Origin of the sequence: Leclercia sp. EC_58, from assembly GCF_019584355.1 — a bacterium.
Taxonomy (GTDB): domain Bacteria; phylum Pseudomonadota; class Gammaproteobacteria; order Enterobacterales; family Enterobacteriaceae; genus Enterobacter.
Genome location: NZ_VDAM01000001.1, coordinates 3,383,395 through 3,407,949, shown reverse-complemented (window position 1 = coordinate 3,407,949; position 24,555 = coordinate 3,383,395). Strand labels below are relative to the sequence as shown.

22 protein-coding genes and 2 pseudogenes are annotated in these 24,555 nt (G+C 57.9%); 10 read left to right on the top strand and 14 right to left on the bottom strand.

Features of this window, described 5'->3' with window-relative positions:
- Positions 1-94 precede the first annotated feature (94 nt).
- Positions 95-649 (top strand): annotated as a pseudogene (locus tag FHC51_RS16730) (MFS transporter); the annotation flags it as partial.
- On the opposite strand, the pseudogene FHC51_RS16725 reads toward FHC51_RS16730, so the two are convergent.
- Positions 631-1,233, bottom strand: a pseudogene (locus FHC51_RS16725) (LacI family DNA-binding transcriptional regulator); the annotation flags it as partial. The pseudogenes FHC51_RS16730 and FHC51_RS16725 sit on opposite strands and share 19 nt — an antisense overlap.
- The gene (locus tag FHC51_RS16720) at positions 1,230-1,988 is read right to left on the bottom strand and encodes an MBL fold metallo-hydrolase (protein ID WP_220436110.1); all 759 of its coding nucleotides are present in this window, start codon (positions 1,986-1,988) and stop codon (positions 1,230-1,232) included. The gene FHC51_RS16720 and the pseudogene FHC51_RS16725, both read right to left, overlap by 4 nt.
- 150 nt (positions 1,989-2,138) lie before the next feature.
- Here FHC51_RS16720 and FHC51_RS16715 point away from each other — a divergent pair, with 150 nt between their 5' ends.
- Genes FHC51_RS16715 through FHC51_RS16700 form a run of 4 tightly spaced genes read left to right on the top strand, consistent with a single transcriptional unit; the run spans position 2,139 to position 6,006 of the window.
- Positions 2,139-3,125 (top strand): ABC transporter ATP-binding protein, encoded by a 987-nt coding sequence (locus tag FHC51_RS16715; RefSeq protein WP_220436109.1) that lies wholly within the window; start codon positions 2,139-2,141, stop codon positions 3,123-3,125.
- A 34-nt stretch (positions 3,126-3,159) separates the two neighbouring features.
- Positions 3,160-4,305 carry an extracellular solute-binding protein gene (locus FHC51_RS16710; protein ID WP_375373809.1) on the top strand — a complete coding sequence of 382 codons (1,146 nt, stop codon included), beginning with the start codon at positions 3,160-3,162 and terminating at the stop codon, positions 4,303-4,305.
- Between the two features lie 52 nt (positions 4,306-4,357).
- On the top strand, positions 4,358-5,185 hold the full coding sequence (locus tag FHC51_RS16705) for an ABC transporter permease (protein WP_220436108.1): 828 nt from the start codon (positions 4,358-4,360) through the stop codon (positions 5,183-5,185).
- Positions 5,185-6,006 (top strand): ABC transporter permease, encoded by an 822-nt coding sequence (locus FHC51_RS16700; protein ID WP_220436107.1) that lies wholly within the window; start codon positions 5,185-5,187, stop codon positions 6,004-6,006. Before FHC51_RS16705 ends, FHC51_RS16700 begins: the two co-directional genes overlap by 1 nt.
- A gap of 75 nt (positions 6,007-6,081) precedes the next feature.
- Here the strand turns inward: FHC51_RS16700 and FHC51_RS16695 are convergent, their stop codons facing one another.
- From FHC51_RS16695 to FHC51_RS16665, 7 genes are read right to left on the bottom strand one after another with little or no spacing between them, the layout of a single operon-like run.
- Positions 6,082-7,308, bottom strand: a complete 1,227-nt coding sequence (locus FHC51_RS16695; RefSeq protein WP_220436106.1) for a Zn-dependent hydrolase — start codon at positions 7,306-7,308, stop codon at positions 6,082-6,084.
- On the bottom strand, positions 7,305-7,787 hold the full coding sequence (locus tag FHC51_RS16690; RefSeq protein ID WP_220436105.1) for an L-2-amino-thiazoline-4-carboxylic acid hydrolase: 483 nt from the start codon (positions 7,785-7,787) through the stop codon (positions 7,305-7,307). Before FHC51_RS16690 ends, FHC51_RS16695 begins: the two co-directional genes overlap by 4 nt.
- Before the next feature lie 17 nt (positions 7,788-7,804).
- A complete protein-coding gene (locus FHC51_RS16685) occupies positions 7,805-8,962 on the bottom strand; it encodes a branched-chain amino acid ABC transporter substrate-binding protein (protein WP_220436104.1) in 1,158 nt (385 codons plus the stop codon).
- A 27-nt stretch (positions 8,963-8,989) separates the two neighbouring features.
- Complete coding sequence (locus tag FHC51_RS16680; protein WP_103821994.1) at positions 8,990-9,709, bottom strand: ABC transporter ATP-binding protein; 720 nt, start codon at positions 9,707-9,709, stop codon at positions 8,990-8,992.
- Complete coding sequence (locus FHC51_RS16675; RefSeq protein ID WP_220436103.1) at positions 9,702-10,469, bottom strand: ABC transporter ATP-binding protein; 768 nt, start codon at positions 10,467-10,469, stop codon at positions 9,702-9,704. Before FHC51_RS16675 ends, FHC51_RS16680 begins: the two co-directional genes overlap by 8 nt.
- Entirely contained in the window at positions 10,466-11,572 is a 1,107-nt protein-coding gene (locus FHC51_RS16670) for a branched-chain amino acid ABC transporter permease (RefSeq protein WP_220436102.1), read from the bottom strand. Before FHC51_RS16670 ends, FHC51_RS16675 begins: the two co-directional genes overlap by 4 nt.
- A gap of 9 nt (positions 11,573-11,581) precedes the next feature.
- On the bottom strand, positions 11,582-12,532 hold the full coding sequence (locus FHC51_RS16665; RefSeq protein ID WP_220436101.1) for a branched-chain amino acid ABC transporter permease: 951 nt from the start codon (positions 12,530-12,532) through the stop codon (positions 11,582-11,584).
- Between the two features lie 171 nt (positions 12,533-12,703).
- Here FHC51_RS16665 and FHC51_RS16660 point away from each other — a divergent pair, with 171 nt between their 5' ends.
- Entirely contained in the window at positions 12,704-13,651 is a 948-nt protein-coding gene (locus tag FHC51_RS16660; RefSeq protein WP_220436714.1) for a LysR substrate-binding domain-containing protein, read from the top strand.
- A gap of 65 nt (positions 13,652-13,716) precedes the next feature.
- On the opposite strand, the gene yddG is transcribed toward FHC51_RS16660, so the two are convergent.
- On the bottom strand, positions 13,717-14,604 hold the full coding sequence (gene yddG, locus FHC51_RS16655; RefSeq protein ID WP_114314939.1) for an aromatic amino acid DMT transporter YddG: 888 nt from the start codon (positions 14,602-14,604) through the stop codon (positions 13,717-13,719).
- Between the two features lie 221 nt (positions 14,605-14,825).
- On the opposite strand from yddG, the gene fdnG reads away from it, so the two are divergent.
- The 3 genes from fdnG to fdnI are packed head-to-tail and all read left to right on the top strand — an operon-like array spanning position 14,826 to position 19,418.
- Positions 14,826-17,873, top strand: coding sequence for a formate dehydrogenase-N subunit alpha (gene fdnG / locus FHC51_RS16650; protein WP_220436100.1), 3,048 nt, complete (start codon positions 14,826-14,828; stop codon positions 17,871-17,873).
- Positions 17,874-17,884: 11 nt separating this feature from the next.
- On the top strand, positions 17,885-18,769 hold the full coding sequence (gene fdxH, locus FHC51_RS16645) for a formate dehydrogenase subunit beta (RefSeq protein WP_114314942.1): 885 nt from the start codon (positions 17,885-17,887) through the stop codon (positions 18,767-18,769).
- Complete coding sequence (gene fdnI / locus FHC51_RS16640; protein WP_220436099.1) at positions 18,762-19,418, top strand: formate dehydrogenase-N subunit gamma; 657 nt, start codon at positions 18,762-18,764, stop codon at positions 19,416-19,418. The genes fdxH and fdnI overlap by 8 nt, the downstream gene beginning before the upstream one ends.
- Positions 19,419-19,660: 242 nt before the next feature.
- On the opposite strand, the gene ppk2 is transcribed toward fdnI, so the two are convergent.
- The gene (gene ppk2 / locus FHC51_RS16635) at positions 19,661-20,479 is read right to left on the bottom strand and encodes a polyphosphate kinase 2 (RefSeq protein ID WP_220436098.1); all 819 of its coding nucleotides are present in this window, start codon (positions 20,477-20,479) and stop codon (positions 19,661-19,663) included.
- Between the two features lie 200 nt (positions 20,480-20,679).
- Here ppk2 and araJ point away from each other — a divergent pair, with 200 nt between their 5' ends.
- Complete coding sequence (gene araJ, locus FHC51_RS16630) at positions 20,680-21,855, top strand: MFS transporter AraJ (RefSeq protein ID WP_220436097.1); 1,176 nt, start codon at positions 20,680-20,682, stop codon at positions 21,853-21,855.
- A 109-nt stretch (positions 21,856-21,964) separates the two neighbouring features.
- Here araJ and FHC51_RS16625 read toward each other — a convergent pair whose 3' ends face one another.
- From FHC51_RS16625 to adhP, 3 genes are all read right to left on the bottom strand, one after another.
- Positions 21,965-22,564 carry an NAD(P)H-dependent oxidoreductase gene (locus FHC51_RS16625; RefSeq protein WP_220436096.1) on the bottom strand — a complete coding sequence of 200 codons (600 nt, stop codon included), beginning with the start codon at positions 22,562-22,564 and terminating at the stop codon, positions 21,965-21,967.
- 74 nt (positions 22,565-22,638) lie between these two features.
- Complete coding sequence (locus FHC51_RS16620) at positions 22,639-23,232, bottom strand: TetR/AcrR family transcriptional regulator (RefSeq protein WP_220436095.1); 594 nt, start codon at positions 23,230-23,232, stop codon at positions 22,639-22,641.
- A gap of 166 nt (positions 23,233-23,398) precedes the next feature.
- Positions 23,399-24,409, bottom strand: a complete 1,011-nt coding sequence (gene adhP, locus FHC51_RS16615) for an alcohol dehydrogenase AdhP (RefSeq protein WP_103821973.1) — start codon at positions 24,407-24,409, stop codon at positions 23,399-23,401.
- Positions 24,410-24,555 lie beyond the last annotated feature (146 nt).

Genomic DNA, 24,555 nt, shown 5'->3' with positions numbered 1-24,555 from the left:
GGAAACGAGTGTAACAAAAAGCTGGACACGCGTTCAACTTTACGTAGGATCGCAATCTGGACATGTGTCCAGGTTTGGTCAAATAAGGAAAGTTATGTTTCGTCAGTGGTTAGCGTTAGTGATTATTGTGCTGGTCTATATCCCGGTCGCAATTGACGCCACGGTGCTGCACGTTGCCGCGCCGACGCTCAGCATGACCCTGGATGCCAGCGGCAACGAACTGCTGTGGATCATTGATATCTATTCGCTGGTGATGGCCGGGATGGTACTGCCGATGGGGGCGCTTGGGGATCGTATTGGGTTTAAACGCCTGCTGATCCTGGGCAGTAGCCTGTTCGGGCTCTCATCGCTGGCGGCGGCGTTTGCGCCCTCCGCCGGGTGGTTGATTGCGGCGCGGGCGCTGCTTGCCATCGGGGCGGCGATGATTATTCCCGCCACCCTCGCCGGGATCCGCACCCTGTTCCCGGATGCGCGTCGGCGCAATATTGCCCTCGGCGTCTGGGCGGCGGTGGGATCTGGCGGGGCAGCCTTCGGCCCGCTGATTGGCGGCATATTGCTGGCGAACTTCTACTGGGGCGCGGTGTTTTTAATCAACGTCCCCATTGTGCTGCTGGTGGTCTCCCTGGCGGCGCGTTTTGTGCCCGCCCAGGTGGAGGCCGGGTGATTAAGCCAGCCGAAGCGACGGCACCCGGCGCGCCAGAGCTGTTCGGCGGCCAGCTGTGCGCCGCGCTGGTTATCTGAGCAGATAAAATCCACCCAAGGCATGTCGGGAGGGCGGTTGATACCGACCACCGGGATCAGCTGGCTGACGCACTCATTCACGATAGCCTCCGGCGGCCTGCCGGAGGTGACAATCACCCCGGAGACGCGAAACTGGGTGAAGCGTCGCAGAGTGTTAACCAGATCCTCCTCGCCGGTGATCTCGCTCACCAGAGCCTGGTAGCCGCGCCGCTGGATCTCATGCAGTAATCCCTCCAGCAGGCTGCTGCGAAAGGGATCGCCAATGCGGGCGACGATCACCCCAATCAGCTGGCTGCGCTGACGGTTCAGTCCCTGGGCGAGAAAATTGACCTGATAGCCAAGCTCCCGGGCGGCTTGTAAGACCTTTTCCCGGGTGGCGGGGGAGATGCTGCCGTTGCTGCTCAGGGCGCGGGAGACCACGGCGCGGGAAACGCCCGCTCTTCTCGCCACATCCTCGGCGGTCACCGCCTGCTTGCGAGGGGCGTCGCTCACCGCGTTTCCCCCCGGCGAAGGGGCAGCTCGAAGGTCATGCCCTCTTCGCTGACGAACAGACCGGGGTGGGGCTGACAGGCCTGTGCCAGGATGGGCCGGGCGCTGTCGTGGCAATGATAGAGGCCCAGCGCAGGCAGTTTGAGCCGGGTAAAGAGCGCCAGGCAGTCGGGGAAATCGCCATGCGAGGCATCGCCGGGCAGCGCTGTTGCCGAGGCGCACTCCTGAAAGGCCAGATCGGCTCCCGCCATCAGGGCAATACTTTCCGGGGTCGGGCGGCCATCACCGCTGTAAAACAGGGTAGCGCCCGGCGCCTCAATCCGCAGGGCCAGGTTCGGGATTTCGTGATGGGTAAAGGCGGTCCGCAAGAGCCAGTTCTGCCAGCGCCACTCCGGCGTGCTGTCGCGCCAGTCGATAGCAAAGCAGAGCCCGCTTTCCGGCCAGTTCGCGAGGTTTGCCAGTTGAAGCAGTGCCGGGCGGTGGGCAGGCTGGGACCAGATAATCAGCGGTTTCGTTCGCTGAAAACTTTTCCAGTGGTTAAGGAGCGCCGTCAGCCCGGTGCAGTGATCCGGATGGATATGGGTGAAAAAGAGGGCATCAATGTCGTTCACCTCCATTCCCCGCTGCCATAACGCACGGGGAATGGTTGGCCCGCAATCAATCAGCAACTGATAGCCCGCGTTATCAATGACCCGGATTGCCGACGTATTATTCAGCAGGGAGAAAGCACTGCCGCAACCCAGAATATCTATTTTCATTTCGCCTCACCAAAATTTTTGCGGACTTAATCAAATTGTCACAAACAGACGACACAGTAGGCGCACATAATGGCGCTGGAACGTTGCGTTTTTTTTACAAAGAAATGAACACGTGTTCATCGGCGACGTGAAAGAATTAAGGGATCGTGCGTGAGTTATTTGCAAATAGATAAACTGAAAGTTGCCTACGGGAATAATATTGTTCTTCACGATATCCATCTGGCGGTCGGCAAGGGTGAGATGATCGCGCTTCTCGGCCCCTCTGGCTGTGGAAAGACGACGCTGCTCAATGCGTTATGCGGTTTTTTACCCGTGCACTCCGGTACCGTGGCGATTAATGGCCGGAATATCACCCATAGCTCCCCGGAACAGCGAAATATCACCATGGTGTTTCAGAGTTATGCGTTGTGGCCGCATTTGACGGTCGCGCAAAATATCGGTTACGGATTAAAAGTCCGTCGCGTTAAAAGAGAGGAAATAACCCGTCGGGTTCATGCACTATTAAAAATAATTAACCTCGAAGGTTATGCGGAAATAAAGGTGACGGCCCTTTCTGGCGGTCAGCGCCAGCGGGTTGCCCTGGCCCGGGCGCTGGCAATTGAACCGGATGTGCTGGTGCTCGATGAGCCCCTGTCGAACCTGGATGCCAAAGTGCGCCTCAATGTGCGCCATGAGATCAAAACGCTACAAAAGCGACTCGGTTTTACCTCGCTGATCGTCACTCACGACCAGCAGGAAGCGCTGGTGATGGCCGACAGAATTGCCGTGCTCAATAACGGTCGCATCGAACAGATCGGCACCCCGGAGGCAATTTACCACCGCCCGGCAACGCCTTTTGTCGCCGATTTTATGGGGGCGGATAACTGCATTACCCCTGATAACGGGCAGGGGAGAACGCTCTATTTTCGCAGCGCCGATATCGCCATGCATGCCGCATTGCCGCCGTCCGCACCGGGAGGATTAACCCTCGAAGGGATTGTTGAGGAGAGTGCCTTCTTGGGTCATCACTACCGGCACAGCGTGCGCTGTGGCGCAAAGATCTTACTCGCAGACTCAGCAACATGCTGGCCTGACCGTTCGCCGGTGGTGCTCCATGTGCCTGATGCTGCGCTCCATGCCTTTGAACCTGCTTTGTAATGCCAACCGACACACACTTTTCTGGGGATCATTCATGTCCGTAAAAACAAAAATGGCTATCACTGCCGCACTTTATCTGGGCTGCCTGCACGCTGCGCATGCCGAAACGGTACTCAACGTGGCCACCGCCGGGGACCAGAATATGGTGGATTACGTCAAAACCTGGCTGGGGCCAAAATTTGAAGCCGCCCATCCGGGAGTAAAAGTGCAGGTGGTCGGCACCGGGCCCGGCGATGCTGGATCAAATAAGATCGTTGAAAAGCTGACGGCGCAGGCGCAGAGCGGCGCGAAAAGCTGGGATATAGATGTGGCGGTGGTCCATCAGGCCGCAGGCGGCCAGCTGGTAGAAAAAGGGCTGCTTGAGAATTACCGCCAGGCGGTGAAAACCGGCACCATGACCACCGCAGAGAACGCCAAAAACGCGCTGGGGGTCAACGTTGACGGCTACGTGATGCCTATGTTCCTGAGCCAGACGGCGATGGCTTACAACAGCGACCTCATCGCCACTCCGCCGAAATCTTATGACGAGCTGGTGCAGTGGTCAGAAAAAAATCCCAAAGCCTTCGGCTATAACGGCATCAAAAACGGTATGTCAGGCGTGAGCTTTGTGGTGGGCTGGATCTACGCCTACGGTACGCCAGCCGAGCGCCTTACCGCGCTGCCATATGATAAAGGGGTTGAAAAAGAGTGGGGGCCGGCCTGGGCGAAGCTGAAAGCATTTAATAAAAACATCACCTTTACGCCGGGCAATGCCGGGACGCTGGATATGCTCAGCCGGGGCGAAATCGCTATGGGGCCGGTATGGGTGGATATGTTCTACAGCTGGAAAGATCAGGGCAAGCTGCCGCCGTCCATCAAGCTGACCTTAATCGCACCCGGTATGCCGGGGCAGCCGATGTATTACGTCATCCCGGCCAAAGCCGCGCAGGCAAAACTGGCGCAGGAGTTTATCGAGCTGGCGACCAGCCCGGAGATTCAGGCGGAGGGGATCGTGAAGCAGTTTAACTGGTACCCGGGCATCGACGCGAAATATGTGAAAGGGGCGCTGGATGATGCGACGTGGCAGAAGCTCTTTGCGGAAATTTCACCGGAAACCTTAGCGGAAAATGGCAAAAGTTTCCCTCTCAAACCCTACTTTGACGCTATCAAAGAAGGTTATGAGAGCCAGGTTTCGAACTGAGGGTATGGCGTGCCTGGCAAACTATTGCCAGGCAACTTAGCGGTGATTATTCATGCGACAGACATTTAACGCTTTCCTGCTGGTTATTCCGGCGACGCTGATGATTGGCATCTTCTTTCTCTGGCCGCTGGGCTATTCGCTTATTTCGGCTTTTACCCATGAAACAGGTTTGACGCTGGCGCACTTTGAAAAAGTGTTTAGCCTCTATTCGAACGATATTCTCTTTACCCTGATCATTGTGCTGGTTTCACTGGCGATCCTGGCGCTGCTCTCCATCACTATTTCCGCCGTGATTGTGCTCTCGCCCTGTCGTCGCCTCGTTAAAGCGCTGGCCTTTTTATACCGCCTGCCACTGTTTATCCCGTTTATCGTTGCCGCGCAGATGATGCGGACCTTCCTGGCAAAAAACGGCCTGATGAACAATACGTTGGTTGCCCTCGGCGTAATGACGCCGATGGAGACCACCTCGCTGCTGGGCTGGAGCGGGATCATTATTACCTTTGTCTGGAAACAGATGGCCTTTACTACGCTACTGATTAGCGGCGCCATGGCGGCGGTGGAGCCTACCCATATTCTGGCGGCGAAAAACCTCGGTGCCTCCCGGATGCGTATCCTGTTCGACATTATTTTGTCCCAGGTGTTGCCGACCATTGGCATCGCGATGGTGTTATCGACGGTCACCATGATGTCGGTGCTGTCAGTTCCCCTGATGATCGGCACGGGCACCCCGACGATGATGACCGTCGATATGGCATTTCGGGTCAACTCGTATGGCGACTATCCGGTTGCTAACGCGATGGGGGTCATCTCATACCTGATGTGCGCCGCGATGTCCTGGTTCTATCTGCGCCACAGCCTGAATGCAAAAGGAAACCCCTGATGAACGCGCTGTTTAAAAGAATTCGCGGCAGCTTTATTCTGCAAACCCTGCTGCTTACCTTCCTGGTGCTGGCGCTGTTTGGCCCGCTGCTGAACCTGCTGATCTGGACGGTGGCGGAGAGCTGGTTTTTCCCGCATACCTTGCCCAGTCAGTGGGGGCTGAAGTACTGGGGGCAGGTTTTTAGCCCTTACAGTGACGTCTCCGGTTCGTTGTCCATCAGCGTCCTGATAGCCCTTCTGTCGGTGGTGGTGTGTCTGCTGATTTCAATCCCGGCAGGGTACGCGCTGTCGCACCGGTCCATGCCGTACCGCGCCTTCTTTATGCTGCTGTTTTTGATCCCGCAGGCTTTCCCGAACCTGACGGTCTATATGAACGTGGCGCGGCTCTTCTACCAGTGGGGGTTGAACGGGACGATTGCCGGGGTGGTTCTGGTGCACAGCGTGCACGGGCTGATGTACTCCATCTGGATAAGCGTCGCGGCGTTCTCGGCGCTCGATCCGCTGCTGGCACGGGCGTCACGCAATCTGGGTGCCGGGCCGGTCTACACCTTTTTCCATATCATCCTGCCGCAGGCCGCCCCCGGGTTGATTGCCGCCAGCATCTTTGTCTTTCTCGAGTCGCTGGATGAGTTTACCGCCACGTTCTTTGTCGGCGCCCCGGAGATCAACACGCTGCCAATACTGCTCTATACCGCCAGCATGTCGGGAAATTATCAGATGTCCTCCATTACGGCGCTGATTCTGCTGGTGCCGTCGGTGATCTTTATGTTGGTGATCCATAAATTTATGCGCCCTGATATGCTGTCCAAGCTGGGGAAATAACCGCAATTAGTTACAACATACTGTAAGCGTTTTCGATTAATGATTCCCCGGCCGTTGGCCGGGGAAAGTGCCTGTTTACAACTCCTGCGCCGCACTCAGCACGCTATGCAGCAACACATTGGCCCCTTTTTCTGACCATTCCGGGTGAATCTTTTCCGCTTCGTTATGGCTAATGCCCTTCACGCAGGGGATAAAGATCATGCTGGCAGGCGCGATTTTGCTGACGTAACAGGTATCGTGCCCAGCGCCGGATACCATCGATTTTGATGAATAGCCCAGCGCGGCCACAGCCTGTTCCGTTCGGACAAGACAGGTTTCATCAAAGGCGACAGGTGCATAGTCGAAGATGCGCTCGACGCTGGCGCTCACGCCACGCGCCGAAAGACCTGCAGCCGCTTGATGCAGCGCGGTTTCCATCGCCTCCAGCGCCTCGCTGAGCGGATGGCGGAATTCTACGCTGCACACCACCTGGGACGGGACGACGTTTCGTGAATTCGGGGTCACGTTCGCCATGCCGATGGTGGCACGCCCGTCCGGGGCATGCTGATAACCGATCTCCTCCACCTTCAGCGCCAGCTCCGCAAAAGCGGTCAACGCATCGCGGCGGCTGTGCATTGGCGTGGTGCCCGCATGTGCGGCAAACCCGTCGAGAGTAAGGGTAAACCAGCGCTGGCCCATCGCCGCACGCACCAGGCCGATATCAATGGCTTCGTCTTCCAGAATAGGCCCCTGTTCGATATGCAGCTCATAGCAGGCGTGGATCGGGAAGGCGCGGGCAGGGCGTGGGCCACGATAGCCGATGGCCTCAAGAGCGTCGCGAACGGTGATCTGTTTGCTGTCCATTCTGGCGTAAGCAAAGGCTTCGGAAAGTTGACCCGCCCAGACCCCGGAGGCGAGCATCGCCGGGGCAAAGCGCGCGCCTTCTTCGTTGGTCCAGTTCACCAGCACGATATCGCGCTCAGTTTCAACCTGGTGGTCGTTCAGGGTGCGCAGCAGCTCCAGCCCGGCCAACACGCCGTAGATCCCGTCATAGTTGCCGCCGAGCGGCTGGGAATCCACGTGGGAACCGGTCATCACCGGGGGCAGCGCCGGGTTTTTACCGGCGCGGCGGATAAACATGTTGCCCATGCTGTCCACTTCGCAGCTAAAACCGGCCTCCAGTGCCCACTCGCGCAGCAGGTTGCGGGCAATACGGTCTTCCTCGCTCAGCGCAAGGCGAGTCACACCTCCGGCGGGGGTGCCGCCGATCTGCGCCATCGTCTCCAGCGTAGACCATAAACGGTCTGCATTAATGCGGATCATGCTTTGTCCTTGGTGCTGCGGTAGCGGAAGTCGCAGCATGCGCCGCCCTGCATAATGGTGGTGGTGCGCGTCAGCTCCACGTCCGGCGCGTAGCCGACGATGAATTTCTCATCCCGGGCGCACGACAGCAGGTGGCCGATCTCGCCGAGGCCCATCTCGTGATACATCTCGGCATAGCGGCAGCGGGTCACGTTGTAGTTGTACTGCTGGTCGTCGGCGTCGATCACCTTCACGTCGAGAGCGTTATCCTTCTCCCACAGATACTGCAGGGCGATAAAGCTCTTCACGTCTGCGCCGTTCGGCTCCTTGCTGGCAAACTCTTTGCCCGCGTTAATGGCGGCCTGCTCAATGGCCTCGCCAATCACCGCCTGAGCGCGGGTCTTGCCCACTTCGCGGACCAGGATTTCATAAATTGGTTTAATAATTTCTGCTTCAATTTTGCGGCGGGCGAGAATGCCCAGCTCATTATTATCACTCATCACATTGCCTCACTGTGTTACTTAGCTTTTGCGCCGCCGAGCACGGTTTGCGGCTGCCATTTGCCATCGACCACTTTATAGACGGTGAAGGACGGAGCCTTCAGGTTGCCCTGATCGTCAAAGGCGATCTGCCCGGTGACGCCGGAGTAGCTGATGGCGCGCAGGGCAGGCAGGTACTCTGCCGGATCAACCGAGTCGGCTTTTTCCATCGCGGCAACCAGTACGCGGGTGGCGTCATAGGCGAAGGGGGCGTGCAGTTCGATATGGGTGTGGTAGCGGGACTGGTATGCCTGCTCGAAGGTCTTGCCGCCCGGCATCTGATCCACCGGCAGGCCCGGTTCCAGCGCGACAACGCCTTCACCCTCTTTCTGCGCCAGCTGCAGGAAGGTCTGGCTGACAAAGCCGCCTGCGCCCATCAGGGTAGTCTTCATACCCAGCTGTTTGATACGACGCGCCAGCGGTGCCGCCTGGCTGTCCACGCCGCCGAAGAAGATGAGATCGGCGTTCTTACTGCGAATGGCGGTCAGTACGGCGCTAAAGTCAACGGTTTTATCGTCCACGTACTGACGGTCAACAATCTTCACGCCCTGGGCTTCCAGCGATTTAATAAACTCATCCGCCAGGCCCTGACCAAAGGCGGTACGATCGTCGATAACCGCGATGCGTTTGGCTTTCAGGGTATTTACCGCGTACTGTCCGGCAAACTGGCCGCCGTCATCGTCGTGGCCCATCACGCGGAAGCTGGTGTCGAACCCCTGTCTGGTATAGGCATGACCGGTGGCAACGGGAGCCACCTGAGCGATACCGGCATCGTGATAGACGCGGGCCGCCGGGATGCTGGTGCCGGTGTTCCAGTGGCCGACCACGCCAGCCACATTGCTGTCCACCAGACGCTGAGCCACAGCCACGGCGGTGCGCGGATCCGACTGGTCATCTTCCGACTGCAGCTTGAAGGTCACCGCCTTGCCGCCGATGGTCGGATGCTGTTTGTTGATATCGTCAATCGCCAGCTGCGCACCGTTCTCCAGATCTTTACCGATACGGGCAGACGGGCCGGTCAGCGGGCCCGCCAGGCCAATCACCACGGTTTCACTGTCGGCGGCCCAGGCACCCGTGGAGGCAAACCCGCTGAGCATAATGGCCGCGCTGAGCGCACTGATTTTAATGGTTTTCATTATTTTTCCCTGATATTGGTTGGTGTGTTAAGCGGGCATTTCACCCAAATAAATCTGTGCAATCTGGTCGTCGTCGAGCATCGCCCTGGACTCGCCGTGATGGACGATGCTGCCGCTGTCCATCACCCAGGCCTGATCGGTCACCTCCAGCGCCAGCCGGGCGTTTTGCTCGATCAGCAACAACGCCACGCCGCGCTCGCGCAGTCCGGCGATGACGGCAAAAATGTTCTCGACCATTTTGGGCGCCAGGCCCATCGAGGGTTCGTCGAGGATCAGCAGGCGCGGGCGGCTGAGCAGGGCGCGGTTCAGGGCTAAGAGCTGCTGTTCCCCGCCCGAGAGCAGTCCGGCCAGCTGGTGCTGGCGTTCGCCCAGACGCGGGAACCGTTCGAAAATCTCGTTCATCTCCTGCCTGACGGTGACAGCGTCACGTCGAAGCCAGGCCCCCATTTGCAGGTTCTCCAGCACCGTCATGCGGGCGAAGATGCCCCGGCCTTCCGGAACCATCACCAGCCCGTCGCGCAGCAGCGCTTCGGCTTTCTGTTTGCGGACCGCTTTGCCGTTAAATTCGATGTTGCCGCCAAAACGCTCCAGCCCGGTGATGGCCCGTACGGTGGAGCTTTTGCCCGCGCCGTTGGCACCGATCAGCGTGGCCTGTTCGCCTTCACGCAGGCTAAAGGAGACCTCGCGCACCGCCTGGATACCGCCGTAATGCACGTCCAGACGTTCCACTTTCAGTAATTCAGACATGGGCATTGCCTCCAAGCCAGGCGGCGATCACTGCCGGGTCGCGACGCACGCTGTCCGGGGTGCCGCTGGCCAGCGTTTTGCCGTAATCCAGCACCGTGAGGCGATCGCTGATCCCCATCACCAGCTTGACGTCGTGTTCAATCATCAGCAGGGTTTTGCCATCGTCACGAATACGGGTCAGCAACTCGCCGAGAGCCACTTTCTCCGCCGCGTTCATCCCGGCGGCGGGTTCATCCAGCGCCAGCAGCAGCGGATCGGTCGCCAGCGCGCGGGCGATCTCCAGCCGCCGCTGATGGCCGTAAGCCAGATCGCAGGCGCGGTAGTGGGCAAACTTCGCAATGCCGGTGTACGCCAGCCAGTGCCAGGCCTGCTCAAGGGTCTGAGCTTCTTCTGCCCGGGCGCGTTTGTGACGGCTCAACGCCGCCCAGAGTCCGTTGTGGGTGCGCACGTGGCGACCCACCATCACGTTCTCCAGCACCGACATCTCGTTAAACAGACGCACGTTCTGGAAGGTACGGGCGATGCCCGCGGCGGTTACCTTCTCGATCTGAGTCGGGAAGTAGGGCTTATCGGCAATGGCGAACTCACCACTGTCAGCGGGATACAGGCCGGTGATTAGGTTAAAGCAGGTGGTTTTGCCCGCGCCGTTGGGGCCAATCAGGCCGTAGATCTCCCCCTTATTAATCGACAGCGAGACGTTATCCACGGCGGTAAGGCCGCCAAAGCGTTTGGACATATTGCGCACGGTTAACAGGCTCATGCTTTTACCTCCTTGTGGCGCTTCGGCCAGATGCCCGACGGGCGAACCAGCATCACCAGCACCAGCGCCAGGCCGTAAAACAGCTGACGCAGGATCTCCGGATCAATCAGTACCGAACCAAACAGCGCCTGCTGCACCGGGGCCGCCTGACTGCGCAGCAGCTCCGGCAGGGCGGTGAGCAGTACCGCGCCGAGGATCACCCCCGGGATATGGCCCATCCCTCCCAGCACCACCATCGCCAGCACGGCAATGGACTCCTGCAGGGTGAATGATTCCGGCGAGACAAAGCCCTGGAAGGCGCCGAACAGCGCCCCGGCCACACCGCCAAAGGAGGCACCCATGGCAAAGGCCAGCAGCTTAAAGTTGCGCACGTTGATACCCATTGCCCGGGCGACGTCTTCGTCTTCACGGATAGCGTGCCACGCCCGGCCAATGCGTGAGTGTTGCAGGCGAAGGCAGACAAAAATGATCCCGACAATCACCAGCATCAGCAGGTAGTACCAGAGCCACAGGGCGGGCACTTTGACGCCGAACCAGTGGTAAACGCCGCTGAACTTCAGGCCAAACAGGTTGAGGGTGTCAACGCCGGTAATACCTTTTGCGCCGTTGGTGATGTTCACCGGGCGGTCGAGGTTACGCATCAGAATGCGGATGATCTCCCCGAAGCCGAGGGTCACAATCGCCAGGTAATCCCCACGCAGCTTCAGCGTCGGGGCACCCAGCAGAATGCCGCACACCGCCGCGACCAGCGCTGCAATCGGGATAATCAGCAGGTACGAGGTGTGCAGCCCGTCCGGGAACCAGAGGTTCAGGATCGGGAACACCTCTGCGAGATGCGGTGACGCCATAAGCGCCGCCAGATAGGCGCCAACGGCATAGAAGGCGATAAAGCCCATATCCAGCAGGCCGGTGTAGCCGACAACGATATTCAGCCCCAGCGCCAGCATGATATAGAGCAGGGCGAAGTCGATCACCCGCACCCAGTAGTTGCCGCCCAGCTGGGTAGCCACGACCGGCGCAAGCAGCAGGGCAAGCACGAAGAGCGTCATGCCGGACCAGAATTTACCGCTGGCCGTCGGGGTTTTGATTTCAATGGCAGTCATGATTTTCCCTTACGCCCTGTGCGCCACGCGCTCGCCCAACAGACCTGCCGGACGGAAGACCAGCACCAGAATCAGCACGATAAAGGCGAACACGTCCTGGTAGTTGCTGCCGAACACGCCGTGAGTCAACTCGCCCAGATAACCGGCACCCAGCGCTTCGATAATGCCGAGCAGGATCCCGCCAATCATCGCTCCGCGAATATTGCCGATGCCGCCGAGAACGGCTGCGGTAAAGGCTTTAATGCCCGGCAGAAAGCCCATCGAGAAGCTGGCGTTGCCGTAGTTGCTGGCCATCATCACCCCGGCCAGCGCGGCAAAAATGCCACCAATCGCAAAGGTCAGGGTGATGATAGCGTTTGGATTAACGCCCATCAGGGTGGCGACGCGTGGGTTTTCAGCCACCGCGCGCATACCGCGGCCGAGGCGGGTGTACTCCACCAGAAGCCACAGGCCGGTCATGACGATCAGCGCCAGCGCCACGGTGACGATGCCGGTGACCGTGACAATCGCCGGGGGATGCGCCTCGCTGCCCGCCGTGATGGCAATCGGGTCCATCGGCAGGATCTGCGGGAACATCAGCGGATTACGCGACCAGATAATCATCGCCACGGTTTGCAGCAGCACCGATACGCCAATCCCGGAGATCAACGGTGCCAGCCGCGGGGCATTACGCAGGCGGCGGTAGGCAAAGCGCTCAACGGCCATCGCCAGCAGGGCGCAGACCGCCATGGCGATCAGCAGCGCAAAGCTGAGCTGCAGCAGCTGTGGCATGGCGGGGAAATAGCCATTCAGGAGATTCAGCGCCGACAGGGTGGTCAGCGCGCCGACCATCAAAATATCGCCATGGGCGAAGTTAATAATGCGCAAAATGCCATACACCATGGTATAGCCCAGCGCGATCAGCGCGTAGATGCTGCCCAGCATCACGCCGTTGATCAGTTGTTGAATGAGTGTGTCCAACGTTGTTACCCGACAAATTGCTCTTTTCAGCGGCTAACATCTAATAATTGAATTAAATTGTGAAATACGCATATATTCTTTCTTATGATTTTTGGAGCTTGCACTATCTAATTGATTTTAATGATTATTATAAATGGTTGATTAACCGGATTATCCATGACAGATCAATATATGAATAAAACAGAACAATCCCTGGCGTTGTCGGCCTTTGCCGAGAGCCGGCTGGCGAACGATCCACCGCTCCGTGCAGTGCGGGCCTTTGAGGCGATAGCGCGGCTGGGCAGCGTGACGCAGGCGGCCCAGGAGCTGGACATATCGCCCTCGGCGGTGAGTCATCAGCTGAAAGTGCTGGAAGGGTATTTACAGATGCCGCTCACCGAGCGTCAGGGCTGCGGGCTGATCCTGAGCCAGCAGGGGCGGGATTATTACCGCTCCATTCGCGCGGCCTTTAATGTGCTGCGCCAGGCCACCGGGCATCTGCTGGAGCAGGTGCAGACCCGCCAGGTGACCATCAGCCTGATCCCGCTTTTTGGCATGGGGTGGTTTATCCCGCGCCTGCCCGGGTTTATGCGGGCTAACCCACAGACCGAAATTAACGTGGTCTACGCCAATCACCGCAACTACCTGAGCGATGCTTCGGATATGTCGATCCGCTTCGGCAATGGGCAGTGGGCGGGCTACCAGAGCGAAAAGCTGATCTCCGGGCAGATGGTGCCAGTCTGTAGCCGGGCGTTTTTGCGCCTGCACGGGCATATCGATACCCCCGAACAGCTGCTGCAAATGCCGCTCCTGCATGATGAGGAGCGCACCACCTGGCAGCAGTGGTTTATCCAGCAGGGGGTAAAACGCCCGCTGCGGCGCAGCGGCCCGATGTTTGAAGACGGGCTGTTAACCCTGGCGGGCGTGCAGGCGGGGCTGGGCTGCGCCCTGATGCGCGAGCCGTTGATTGCGCCCTATCTGGAGAGCGGTGAGCTGGTGAAGATCTTCGATCTCCCTATCGACGATGGCCGGGATTACTACCTGTGCGTGCGTCAGGATGGAGAGATGAGTCAGGACGGGAAGTTGCTTCAGAACTGGTTGCGGCGGAACAGTAACCTCTCCCTTGAGGGAGAGAGTTAGGGGAATCAGACTGTGCCGGAGCAACAATGCCGGGTGGCGGCTTCGCCTTACACGGCCTACAAAACTCAACCCCTACGGGCCCGCGTGGCGTACCAGCACAATAGCGAGCCAGCGCACACCATCATCGCCCCTTGCCAGAAGCTGAACGACAGCGGCGCATTCAGCAGCACCGCTGCCAGTGCCGCTGACAGTACCGGGGTGAAATAGGATGCTGCCGCCAGCAGCGTCACGTTGCCGTGCAAGATACCGATATTCCACGACGCGTAGCCAAACCCCAGCGCCACGCCGCACATCAAAAGTTTGATCACCACCGGCACGCTAAACACCATCTCCGGCTGCGGGCTGAAAGCATATTTCAGCCACAGGGTCAGGGCGGTGAGCAATACAAACAGGGTGATCCCGTTCTGGCCGTTGGCGTATTTACTGGTCACGGTGCAGTAGGCTGCCCAGATAAAGGCGCCAACGAACGCAAGGCCGTAACTTAGCGGGTTGGAGACGATGTTGCGGGCGATATCCGTTGGGTTCAGCCCGTTTTCGCCGCCTAATACCCAGCTCACTCCCAGCAGGGCGATGATCAGACCCGGGATCACCCACAGGGTGGTTTTCTGCCCGTTGAACAGAATGGCGAACACGATGGTCAGGCTCGGCCAGAGATAGTTCACCATCCCCACCTCAATTGCCTGGTGGCGGGTGGCGGCATAGCCTAACGAGAGGGCAAGACAGATTTCATAGCTGACAAAGAGCACGCTGCCGGCAATGAGATAGCGGGGCGAGAAACGACGTAGCCTGGGGAAACCCACCGTTACCAGACAGAGTAAACCGCTCAGCGTATAGATTGCCGCCGCGCCCCCAACCGGACCTAATCCCTCGCTAACGCCCCTAATCAGACCCACCATCGTGCTCCAGAGCACGATCGCGGCCAGACCGACCAGGGTGGCTTTTTTTCTCTCCATCGCATTTCCACCGGCTATCAATTTAAGGGGCAAATTTATAGCACTGTTTCAGTACCTTCCGCGAATTTATCTGTGCCGAAGTAACCCTTTAGCATTAGTAAAAGCCGCCAGCGCTGACTATTAAGAGGGCGAAGATCGGCGATATTGATTTGCCGCAAAAAAAACAGGGGCTTTGCTGTTAGTTTTCCGCCGGACTTCTCAATGATCTAACGAGGACAACGATGGACGTCAGTCGCAGACAGTTTTTTAAAATCTGCGCGGGCGGTATGGCCGGGACAACAGTAGCCGCTCTGGGGTTTGCCCCCAAAATGGCGCTGGCTCAGGCGCGCAACTATAAGTTGCTGCGCGCCAAAGAGATCCGCAACACCTGCACATACTGCTCCGTGGGATGCGGGCTATTGATGTATAGCCTGGGTGATGGCGCGAAGAACGCCAAAGCGTCGATTTATCATATTGAAGGCGATGCGGATCATCCGGTCAGCCGCGGGGCGCTCTGCCCGAAAGGGGCAGGTCTGCTGGACTATGTCCACAGCGACAACCGTCTGCGTTACCCGGAATACCGCGCGCCGGGCTCCGATAAATGGCAGCGCATCTCCTGGGATGAGGCCTTCACCCGCATTGCGAGATTGATGAAAGCCGACCGCGACGCCAACTTCGTTGAGACCAACGAACAGGGTGTAACGGTCAACCGCTGGCTCTCCACCGGGATGCTCTGCGCCTCGGCGGCGAGTAATGAAACCGGCATGCTGACGCAAAAATTTGTGCGCTCACTCGGCATGCTGGCGGTAGACAACCAGGCGCGCGTCTGACACGGACCAACGGTAGCAAGTCTTGCTCCAACATTTGGTCGCGGTGCGATGACCAACCACTGGGTTGATATCAAAAACGCTAACGTCGTGGTGGTGATGGGCGGTAACGCCGCTGAAGCCCATCCGGTGGGATTCCGCTGGGCGATGGAAGCGAAAAATAACAATGACGCGACGCTGATCGTCGTCGATCCGCGCTTTACGCGTACAGCATCGGTGGCCGATATCTATGCGCCGATCCGCTCCGGTACGGACATTACGTTCCTGTCTGGCGTGCTGCTGTACCTGATCGAAAACAATAAAATTAACGCCGAGTACGTTAAGCACTACACCAACGCGAACCTGCTGGTGCGGGAAGATTTTGCCTTTGAGGACGGGCTGTTCAGCGGCTATGACGCCGAAAAACGCCAGTACGATAAATCCTCATGGAACTATCAGTTCGATGAAAACGGTTATGCGAAACGCGATGAAACCCTGACCGACCCGCGCTGCGTCTGGAACCTGCTGAAGCAGCACGTCTCCCGCTATACGCCAGAGGTGGTGGAGAACATCTGCGGCACGCCAAAGGCGGATTTCCTGAAAGTGTGTGAAGTGCTGGCCTCCACCAGTGCCGCGGACAGAACCACGACGTTCCTCTACGCGCTGGGCTGGACGCAACACACCGTGGGTGCGCAGAACATCCGTACCATGGCGATGATCCAGCTCCTGCTCGGCAACATGGGCATGGCCGGTGGCGGCGTAAACGCCCTGCGCGGTCACTCCAACATTCAGGGCCTTACCGACCTGGGGCTGCTCTCTACCAGTCTGCCGGGTTATCTGACCCTGCCGTCGGAAAAACAGACCGATCTGCAAACCTACCTGACGGCGAACACACCAAAAGCGACCCTGCCGGATCAGGTGAACTACTGGAGCAACTATCCGAAGTTCTTCGTCAGCCTGATGAAATCGTTCTATGGCGATGCGGCGCAGAAGGAGAACGACTGGGGCTTTAACTGGCTGCCGAAATGGGACCAGGCTTACGACGTCATCAAGTATTTCAACATGATGGCGAAGGGCGACGTGACGGGTTACATCTGCCAGGGCTTTAACCCGGTGGCGTCGTTCCCGGACAAAAACAAGATTGTCGCCAGCCTCAGCAAGCTGAAGTACATGGTGGTGATCGACCCGCTGGTGACGGAAACCTCGCACTTCTGGCAGAACCACGGCGAGATGAACGATGTGGATCCCGCCTCCATTCAGACCGAAGTGTTCCGTCTGCCCTCAACCTGTTTTGCCGAAGAGGATGGCTCTATCGCCAACTCCGGTCGCTGGCTGCAGTGGCACTGGAAAGGACAGGATGCGCCGGGTGAAGCGCGCAACGACGGCGAGATCCTGGCCGGGATTTTCCATCGCCTGCGTGAGATGTACCGCACTGAAGGCGGGAAGGGCGTTGAGCCGCTGCTGCGGATGAACTGGCACTACAAACAGCCGGATCACCCGGAATCGGAAGAAGTGGCGAAAGAGAATAACGGCCGTGCGCTGGCGGATCTCTATGATGCCAGTGGCGCGCTTATCGCGAAAAAAGGCCAGCTGCTGAGCAGCTTCGCCCAACTGCGCGATGACGGTACCACCTCCTCTTCCTGCTGGATTTACACCGGGAGCTGGACCGAGCAGGGCAACCAGATGGCTAACCGCGATAACGCCGACCCGTCCGGGCTGGGCAATACGCTGGGCTGGGCCTGGGCTTGGCCGCTTAACCGTCGCGTGCTCTACAACCGTGCCTCGGCGGATATCAACGGCAAGCCGTGGGATGCGAAACGGATGCTGATCCAGTGGAACGGCACGAAGTGGACCGGAAATGATATTCCGGACTTCAACACCGCCGCGCCGGGCAGCAACACCGGGCCGTTTATCATGCAGCCGGAAGGGCTGGGACGACTGTTTGCCATCGACAAGCTGGCGGAAGGGCCATTCCCGGAACACTACGAGCCGATGGAAACGCCGCTCGGCACCAACCCGCTGCACCCGAACGTGGTCTCCAGTCCGGTGGTGCGTGTCTATCAGGAAGATGTTGTGCGCATGGGCAAGAAAGACAAGTTCCCGTACGTCGGCACTACCTATCGCCTGACTGAGCACTTCCACACCTGGACTAAGCATGCGCGACTGAATGCCATCGCCCAGCCGGAGCAATTTGTGGAGATCAGCGAAACCCTGGCGAAGGCCAAAGGGATTGCCAACGGCGATCGCGTTAAGGTCAGCAGCCAGCGCGGGTTTATTCGCGCCGTGGCGGTGGTCACCCGTCGTCTGCAGGCCCTGAACGTTCACGGCCAGCAGGTGGAAACCGTGGGTATTCCGCTGCACTGGGGCTTTGAAGGGGTGGCACAGAAAGGCTATATCGCCAACACCCTGACGCCTGCGGTGGGGGATTCCAACTCGCAAACGCCAGAGTACAAGGCGTTCCTGGTCAACATCGAGAAAGCATAAGGAGCGAATAAATGTCGATGGAAACACAAGACGTCATCAAACGCTCCGCCACTAACGGCTTTACCCCCGCGCCCCGCGCGCGGGACTACAAGGCGGAAGTGGCAAAGCTGATCGATGTCTCCTCCTGCGTGGGCTGTAAAGCCTGCCAGGTGGCCTGTTCAGAGTGGAACGATATCCGCGACGAGGTGGGGCACTGCGTTGGGGTTTACGATAACCCGGCGGATCTGAGCGCCAAATCCTGGACGGTAATGCGCTTTAGCGAAACCGATCAGAACGGCAAGCTGGAGTGGCTGATCCGTAAAGACGGCTGCATGCACTGCGAGGAGCCGGGCTGTCTGAAAGCCTGCCCGTCCGCCGGGGCGATTATTCAATACGCCAACGGCATCGTCGATTTCCAGCAGGAGAACTGCATCGGCTGCGGGTACTGCATCGCCGGGTGTCCGTTCAACGTGCCGCGCCTCAGTAAAGAGGATAACCGCGTCTACAAATGCACCCTCTGCGTGGATCGCGTCAGCGTCGGCCAGGAGCCTGCCTGCGTGAAGACCTGTCCGACCGGGGCGATCCACTTTGGCACCAAAAAGGAGATGCTGGAAGTGGCGCAGCAGCGGGTGGATAAGCTGAAAGCGCGCGGCTATGCCAATGCGGGCATTTATAACCCGCAGGGGGTGGGCGGAACGCACGTGATGTATGTTCTGCACCATCTCGACCAGCCGGAACTGTATCACAACCTGCCGAAGGACCCGGCGATCGATACCTCCATCAACCTGTGGAAAGGGGCGCTGAAGCCGCTCTCTGCGGCGGGCTTTATCGCCACCTTTGCCGGGTTGATTTATCACTACGTGGGTATCGGGCCGAACAAAGAGGTGGATGACGATGAGGAGGAGCATCATGACTAAATCGAAAATGATTGTGCGCACGAAGTTTATCGACCGCGCCTGTCACTGGACGGTAGTGATCTGCTTCTTCCTGGTGTCATTGTCGGGGATTTCGTTCTTCTTCCCGACCCTGCAATGGCTGACGGAGACCTTCGGCACCCCGCAGATGGGCCGTATTCTGCATCCGTTCTTCGGGGGGCTGATTTTCGTGGCGCTGATGTTTATGTTTGTGCGTTTTGTGCATCACAACATCCCGGACAAGCAGGATATTCCCTGGCTGAAGGGCATTGTTGAGGTGCTGAAGGGCAACGAGCATAAAGTTGCGAGAGTGGGTAAATACAACGCCGGGCAGAAGATGATGTTCTGGACCATCATGAGCATGATTTTTGTGCTGCTGGTGACCGGCGTCATTATCTGGCGTCCGTACTTTGCCCAGTACTTCCCGATGCAGGTGGTGCGTTACAGCCTGCTGATCCATGCGACCTCGGCCATTATTTTGATCCACGCCATTCTGATCCATATGTATATGGCGTTCTGGGTCAAAGGCTCGATTAAAGGGATGATCGAAGGGAAGGTGAGCCGCCGCTGGGCGCAGAAACACCATCCGCGCTGGTATCAGGATGTGGAGCGTATGGAAGCGCAAAAAGATGCGAGTGAAGGGATGAAGTAAGGTGCTCTGTTGCCCGGCGGCGCTGCGCTTGCGCGGGCCTACGGGGAAAATCCCCCGCTCCGGACGGTGTTTCGGAGCGGGTTTAATGCTCCTTGCCGGCGTTCTTTTCCTTAATACTTGTTTCCATGAGTTAGTTCTTCTTTACGGGCAATGTCATATCCATCCTGAAGAATAAAGACAATTTCGCTTCGTCTGTAATAGTTAAATTGCATCCTCCCGATAAAGAACCGGGAGGGCGATACTCAGAATTTCTCTTTAATATAACGGAACGGATAAGCGGTCGGCTTAACTTTGCCGATTTTTCGTTTCGGTAATTTCACCGGTTCCTCTGGAATATCTTTATAGGGAATCTGCGACAGCAGGTGCGAGATAATATTCAGCCGCACGCGCTTTTTATCTTCGGAGCGGGCGACAAACCACGGGGCCCATGCGGTGTCGGTGGCGGCGAACATCGCATCGCGCGCTTCGGTGTATTCATCCCAGCGGGTGAAGGATTTAATGTCCATTGGGGAGAGCTTCCAGGTTTTTCGCCCGTCGTTAATGCGGTCGCGCAGACGACGCTCCTGCTCTTTAGGCGTCACTTCCAGCCAGTATTTAATGAGAATAATGCCCGCATCGACCATCGCTTTTTCAATGATGGGCGCACCGTCGAGAAATTTCTCTACTTGCTCTTCCGTACAGAACCCCATTACCCGTTCCACCCCCGCGCGGTTGTACCAGCTGTGGTCGAAAATCACGATTTCCCCCGCCGAGGGCAGATACGGCACGTAGCGCTGGAAGTAGAGCTGGCTTTTTTCCTTTTCCGTCGGGGCGGGCAGCGCCACCACCCGGAACACGCGTGGGCTGACGCGCTCTGTCAGGGCTTTGATCGTGCCCCCTTTTCCGGCGCCATCGCGCCCTTCAAAGACGACGCACACCTTCAGGCCCTTACTCACCACCCAGCGCTGAAGCGTTACCAGCTCCTCATGCAGGCGATGCAGCTCTTTTTCATATTCCTTGCGTTTAAGGGGGGCGGGAGGCGTGTTAGTCGCAACGGGTTTGCTTTTCTTTTTATCTGCCATGATGCGTTCCTTTCAGGGTTTCTGCCGGGACGGTGTGACATAACACTTTGAAGTGTAATCACGGACAGGGGGATTGGTGGAAAATATTCACACCCCACCCGAAATAATGGATGAAGCTGCCAGCGGCGCGATTTGAACTGGCTCACCATACAAGATTGTTCAATAATGTCTGTCGCATTTTTTTAACAAGTGGCTGTGGTATGAAAAAGACGGTGTTTTCGTTAGCGCTTGGCACGTTCGGTCTGGGGATGGCCGAATTTGGCATTATGGGTGTATTAACCGAGCTGGCGCGGGATGTGGGGATCACTATTCCCTCCGCCGGGAATATGATTTCGTTTTACGCCTTCGGGGTAGTGATTGGCGCGCCGATTATCGCGCTCTTTTCCAGCAAGTTTTCGCTTAAAACCATTCTGTTGTTTCTGGTAACGCTCTGTCTGATTGGCAATGCGATTTTTACTTTCTCCAGCTCGTACACCATGCTGGCGATCGGACGGCTGGTTTCCGGCTTTCCACACGGTGCGTTCTTCGGCGTCGGCACCATTCTTCTCTCTCGCATTGCGCCGCCGGGCAAAGTGACGCTGGCGGTAGCAGGGATGATTGCCGGGATGACGGTCGCCAATCTTGCCGGCGTACCGCTTGGCACCTGGCTTGGGCACCAGTTCAGCTGGCGCTACACCTTCTTCCTGATTGCCGCATTCAATCTGCTGGTGCTGCTCTCTGTCGCCCTGTGGGTGCCGCAGACGTTCGATAAATCGCAGACCCGTCTGCGGGAACAGTTTCTCTTCCTGAAAAAGCCGGAGCCGTGGTTTATCTTCGCCGCCACCATGTTCGGCAACGCCGGGGTCTTTGCCTGGTTCAGCTTCGTTAAGCCTTTCATGATCAACGTGTCGGGCTTTTCCGAAGGGGTGATGACCGCGATCATGATGCTGATGGGGCTCGGCATGGTGCTGGGAAACCTGTTCAGTGGCAAATTGTCCGGGCGCTACAGCCCGCTGCGGATTGCAGCCTTCACCGATCTGGTCATTGTACTCTCCCTGCTGCTGCTGTTTGCCTTCGGTGCGTTCCCTGCGGCCTCGCTGGTGATGGGCTGTATCTGCTGTGCCGGGCTGTTTGCGTTGTCGGCACCGTTGCAGATCCTGCTTTTGCAGAATGCGCAGGGCGGGGAAATGCTCGGTGCGGCAGGCGGGCAGGTGGCGTTTAATCTCGGTAGCGCCATTGGGGCGTACTTTGGCGGGATGATGATTACGCTGGGCTTTAGCTGGAGTTACGTCACGTTACCGGCGGCGCTGCTGTCGTTCTGCGCCATGTCGTCGCTATTGATTTATGGCCGTCTGAAAGCGCGGCGGGGAGAGGCTAACGCACAGGCGATAGCCTAAGCAACGTGCGCGCTGATTGCCCGGCGGCGCAGCGCTTGCACGGGCCTACGTTTTCCCCGGCCTGGCTTTTGTAGGCCGGGGAAGCGAAGCGCCACCCGGCAAAAAGCACTCACATCACGCTTTCGAGGTTTTTCAGGAAATCTTCAACTTGCTCCGGCGAGGCGGTATCGGCCTGATAAAGAATGTCCAGCGTGACATTCTTCAGGCCGCAAAAGCCGAAAACGCCTTCAACTAACTGGGTTCGTATCGCCGTCGAATAGCCGTGTTTATCAAAGCCCTTGAGATCGCTGCCCGCCGTCGCGACAAGGCGTACCGGTACATCGCGTAAGTTACCCACAATCCTGCCGTCTTCCGCCACTTTGTACGCCCAGTTCAGGGTGAGTACCCGATCAAACCAGCCTTTCAGCAGACCCGGAACGGACCACCAGTAGATCGGGAAGACAAACACCAGCATATCTGCCCGCTCCACACGCTGTTGCTCACGCCGGATATCGGCAGGAGGGGCGCTGGCATCCCCGTGATACAAATCAAGATCGGGACGCAGCATTGCCGGTGTAAAGGCTTCAGCTTGGAGATCGGCAATCTCGACCTGCGTGCCTTGTTCACGTAAGCGGGCGGCAATTCGCGCCGCCAGTGAGTGGGATAACGAATTTTCGACAGGGTGAGCCGTCACGATCAGCGCATTATCTATGACATGTGTTACAGACATAACCACCTCAGCAGCAAGTTAACTTGCCACCTATCTTACTATTGGTAACTTACATGTCAATTCGACAACACCACTCATTTTGTGCTGTCGGCACAGGTGTTCAGTACGCCAAACATCGCGCCGCAGAGCATATCTTCCGCGACGTTTCGGGCCAGTGCCCCGTTGCTGGCAGCGGTGCTAAGCGCTTCCGCCGCACCAATAATGGCCGTCAGCGCCGCTTCACCTTGTACCCCTTTCAGGGTGATATAGGGGGAGAGCGCCGTGCGCAGGCAGTCTGCACATTCGGCAACGCAGGCTTCCCGGAATGTCTGCAGCGCCCGGGAGCCGGACAGGGCCGCAGCGATAGGCCCTGTCTCTGGCCCGGCGCTGATAGCGCAATCAATATAGGCGGCACTGAAAAAGCGGACGGTGTTTTCCAGCGTTTTATTGTCGACATTCAGCGTCTCACGGAATTTTTTTAACTGCCGATCGCTGTAATCCTGATAGAGCGCCATCAACAACCCTTCACGATCGCCGAAGTGATCGTAGGGAATGGGCTTGGTGACGTTTGCCCGCTCGGCCAGATAGCCCAGCGTCAGTGCCTCGGTGCCTTGCTGGCGTACAATCCCACGAGCCACCTCCAGCAACTGTATCCGTCGATCCTCTTTTCTTAACCGTTTAACGACCATATTGCCCTCGCGCCAGTGTCTACTAAAGGTAGTTTACACGGTTTATTCGCGAGGCTGTATGCTTTGCACTAACCAAAGGTGCCCTGAGGGTTAACATCAAACGAGTGGATAGCGGGGGGTTATAGCCGTAGGCCCGGCAAGCGAAGCGCCGCCGGGCATGCGAGGGTTATGACCGGAAATCGATCACCATACGGCCACGGATCTGGCCTTGCTCCATCTCTTTAAAGATGGCGTTGATATCCCCCAGCGGACGCAGCGCCACTTTCGGCACTACTTTGCCTTCGGCGGCGAACTGGAAGGCTTCGGTCAGATCCTGTCGGGTGCCCACCAGCGAGCCCACCACCTGAATGCCATCCAGCACCAGACGTGGAATATCAAGGCTCATCGCTTCCGGCGGCAGGCCCACGGCGACCACACGGCCACCGGCGCGAACGGCATCTACCGCAGAGTTAAAGGCCACTTTCGCCACGGCCGTTACCACCGCAGCGTGTGCGCCGCCGGTCTTTTCCTGGATGAATTTCGCGGCATCTTCATTACGCGAGTTGACCACCAGATCGGCGCCCATGCTCTCGGCCAGTTTCAGCTGTTCATCATTGATATCAACCGCAATCACTTTGGCGTTGAACACGTTTTTGGCGTACTGCAATGCAAGGTTCCCCAGCCCGCCGAGGCCATAGATAGCGATCCACTGGCCAGGCTTAATCTCAGAGACTTTTACCGCTTTATAGGTCGTTACCCCGGCGCAGGTGATACTGCTGGCGGCGGCGGAATCCAGGCCGTCCGGCACTTTTACCGCATAATCGGCAGTGACGATGCACTCTTCCGCCATCCCACCGTCCACAGAGTAGCCCGCGTTCTTCACGTTACGGCACAGGGTTTCGTTACCGGAGTTACAGTATTCGCAGTGGCCGCAGCCTTCGAAGAACCACGCCACGCTGGCGCGATCTCCTGGTTTCAGCGAGGTGACGCCAGGGCCAACCTCCTTGACGACACCGATGCCTTCATGGCCGAGGATCACCCCGGTCTTATCGCCAAAATCACCGTTTTTGACGTGAAGATCGGTATGGCAGACGCCACAGCAATCCATCTTCAGCAGCGCTTCCCCGTGTTTCAGCGGGCGCAGGGTTTTCTCGGTCACTTCTACCTGATGGTCTTTGGTCACGACAGCAGCTTTCATATGTTTCTCCATTTTCATATTGCGGATCTGCGGGGCAGGTTCGACAGGACGAAATACCCATTAAGGATTAGGTTATTTAATGATTGTGACAAGGCCGTAGCAACATAATGTAATAATTTAATTGCTTTTTTGCGGCCAGGGTCGCG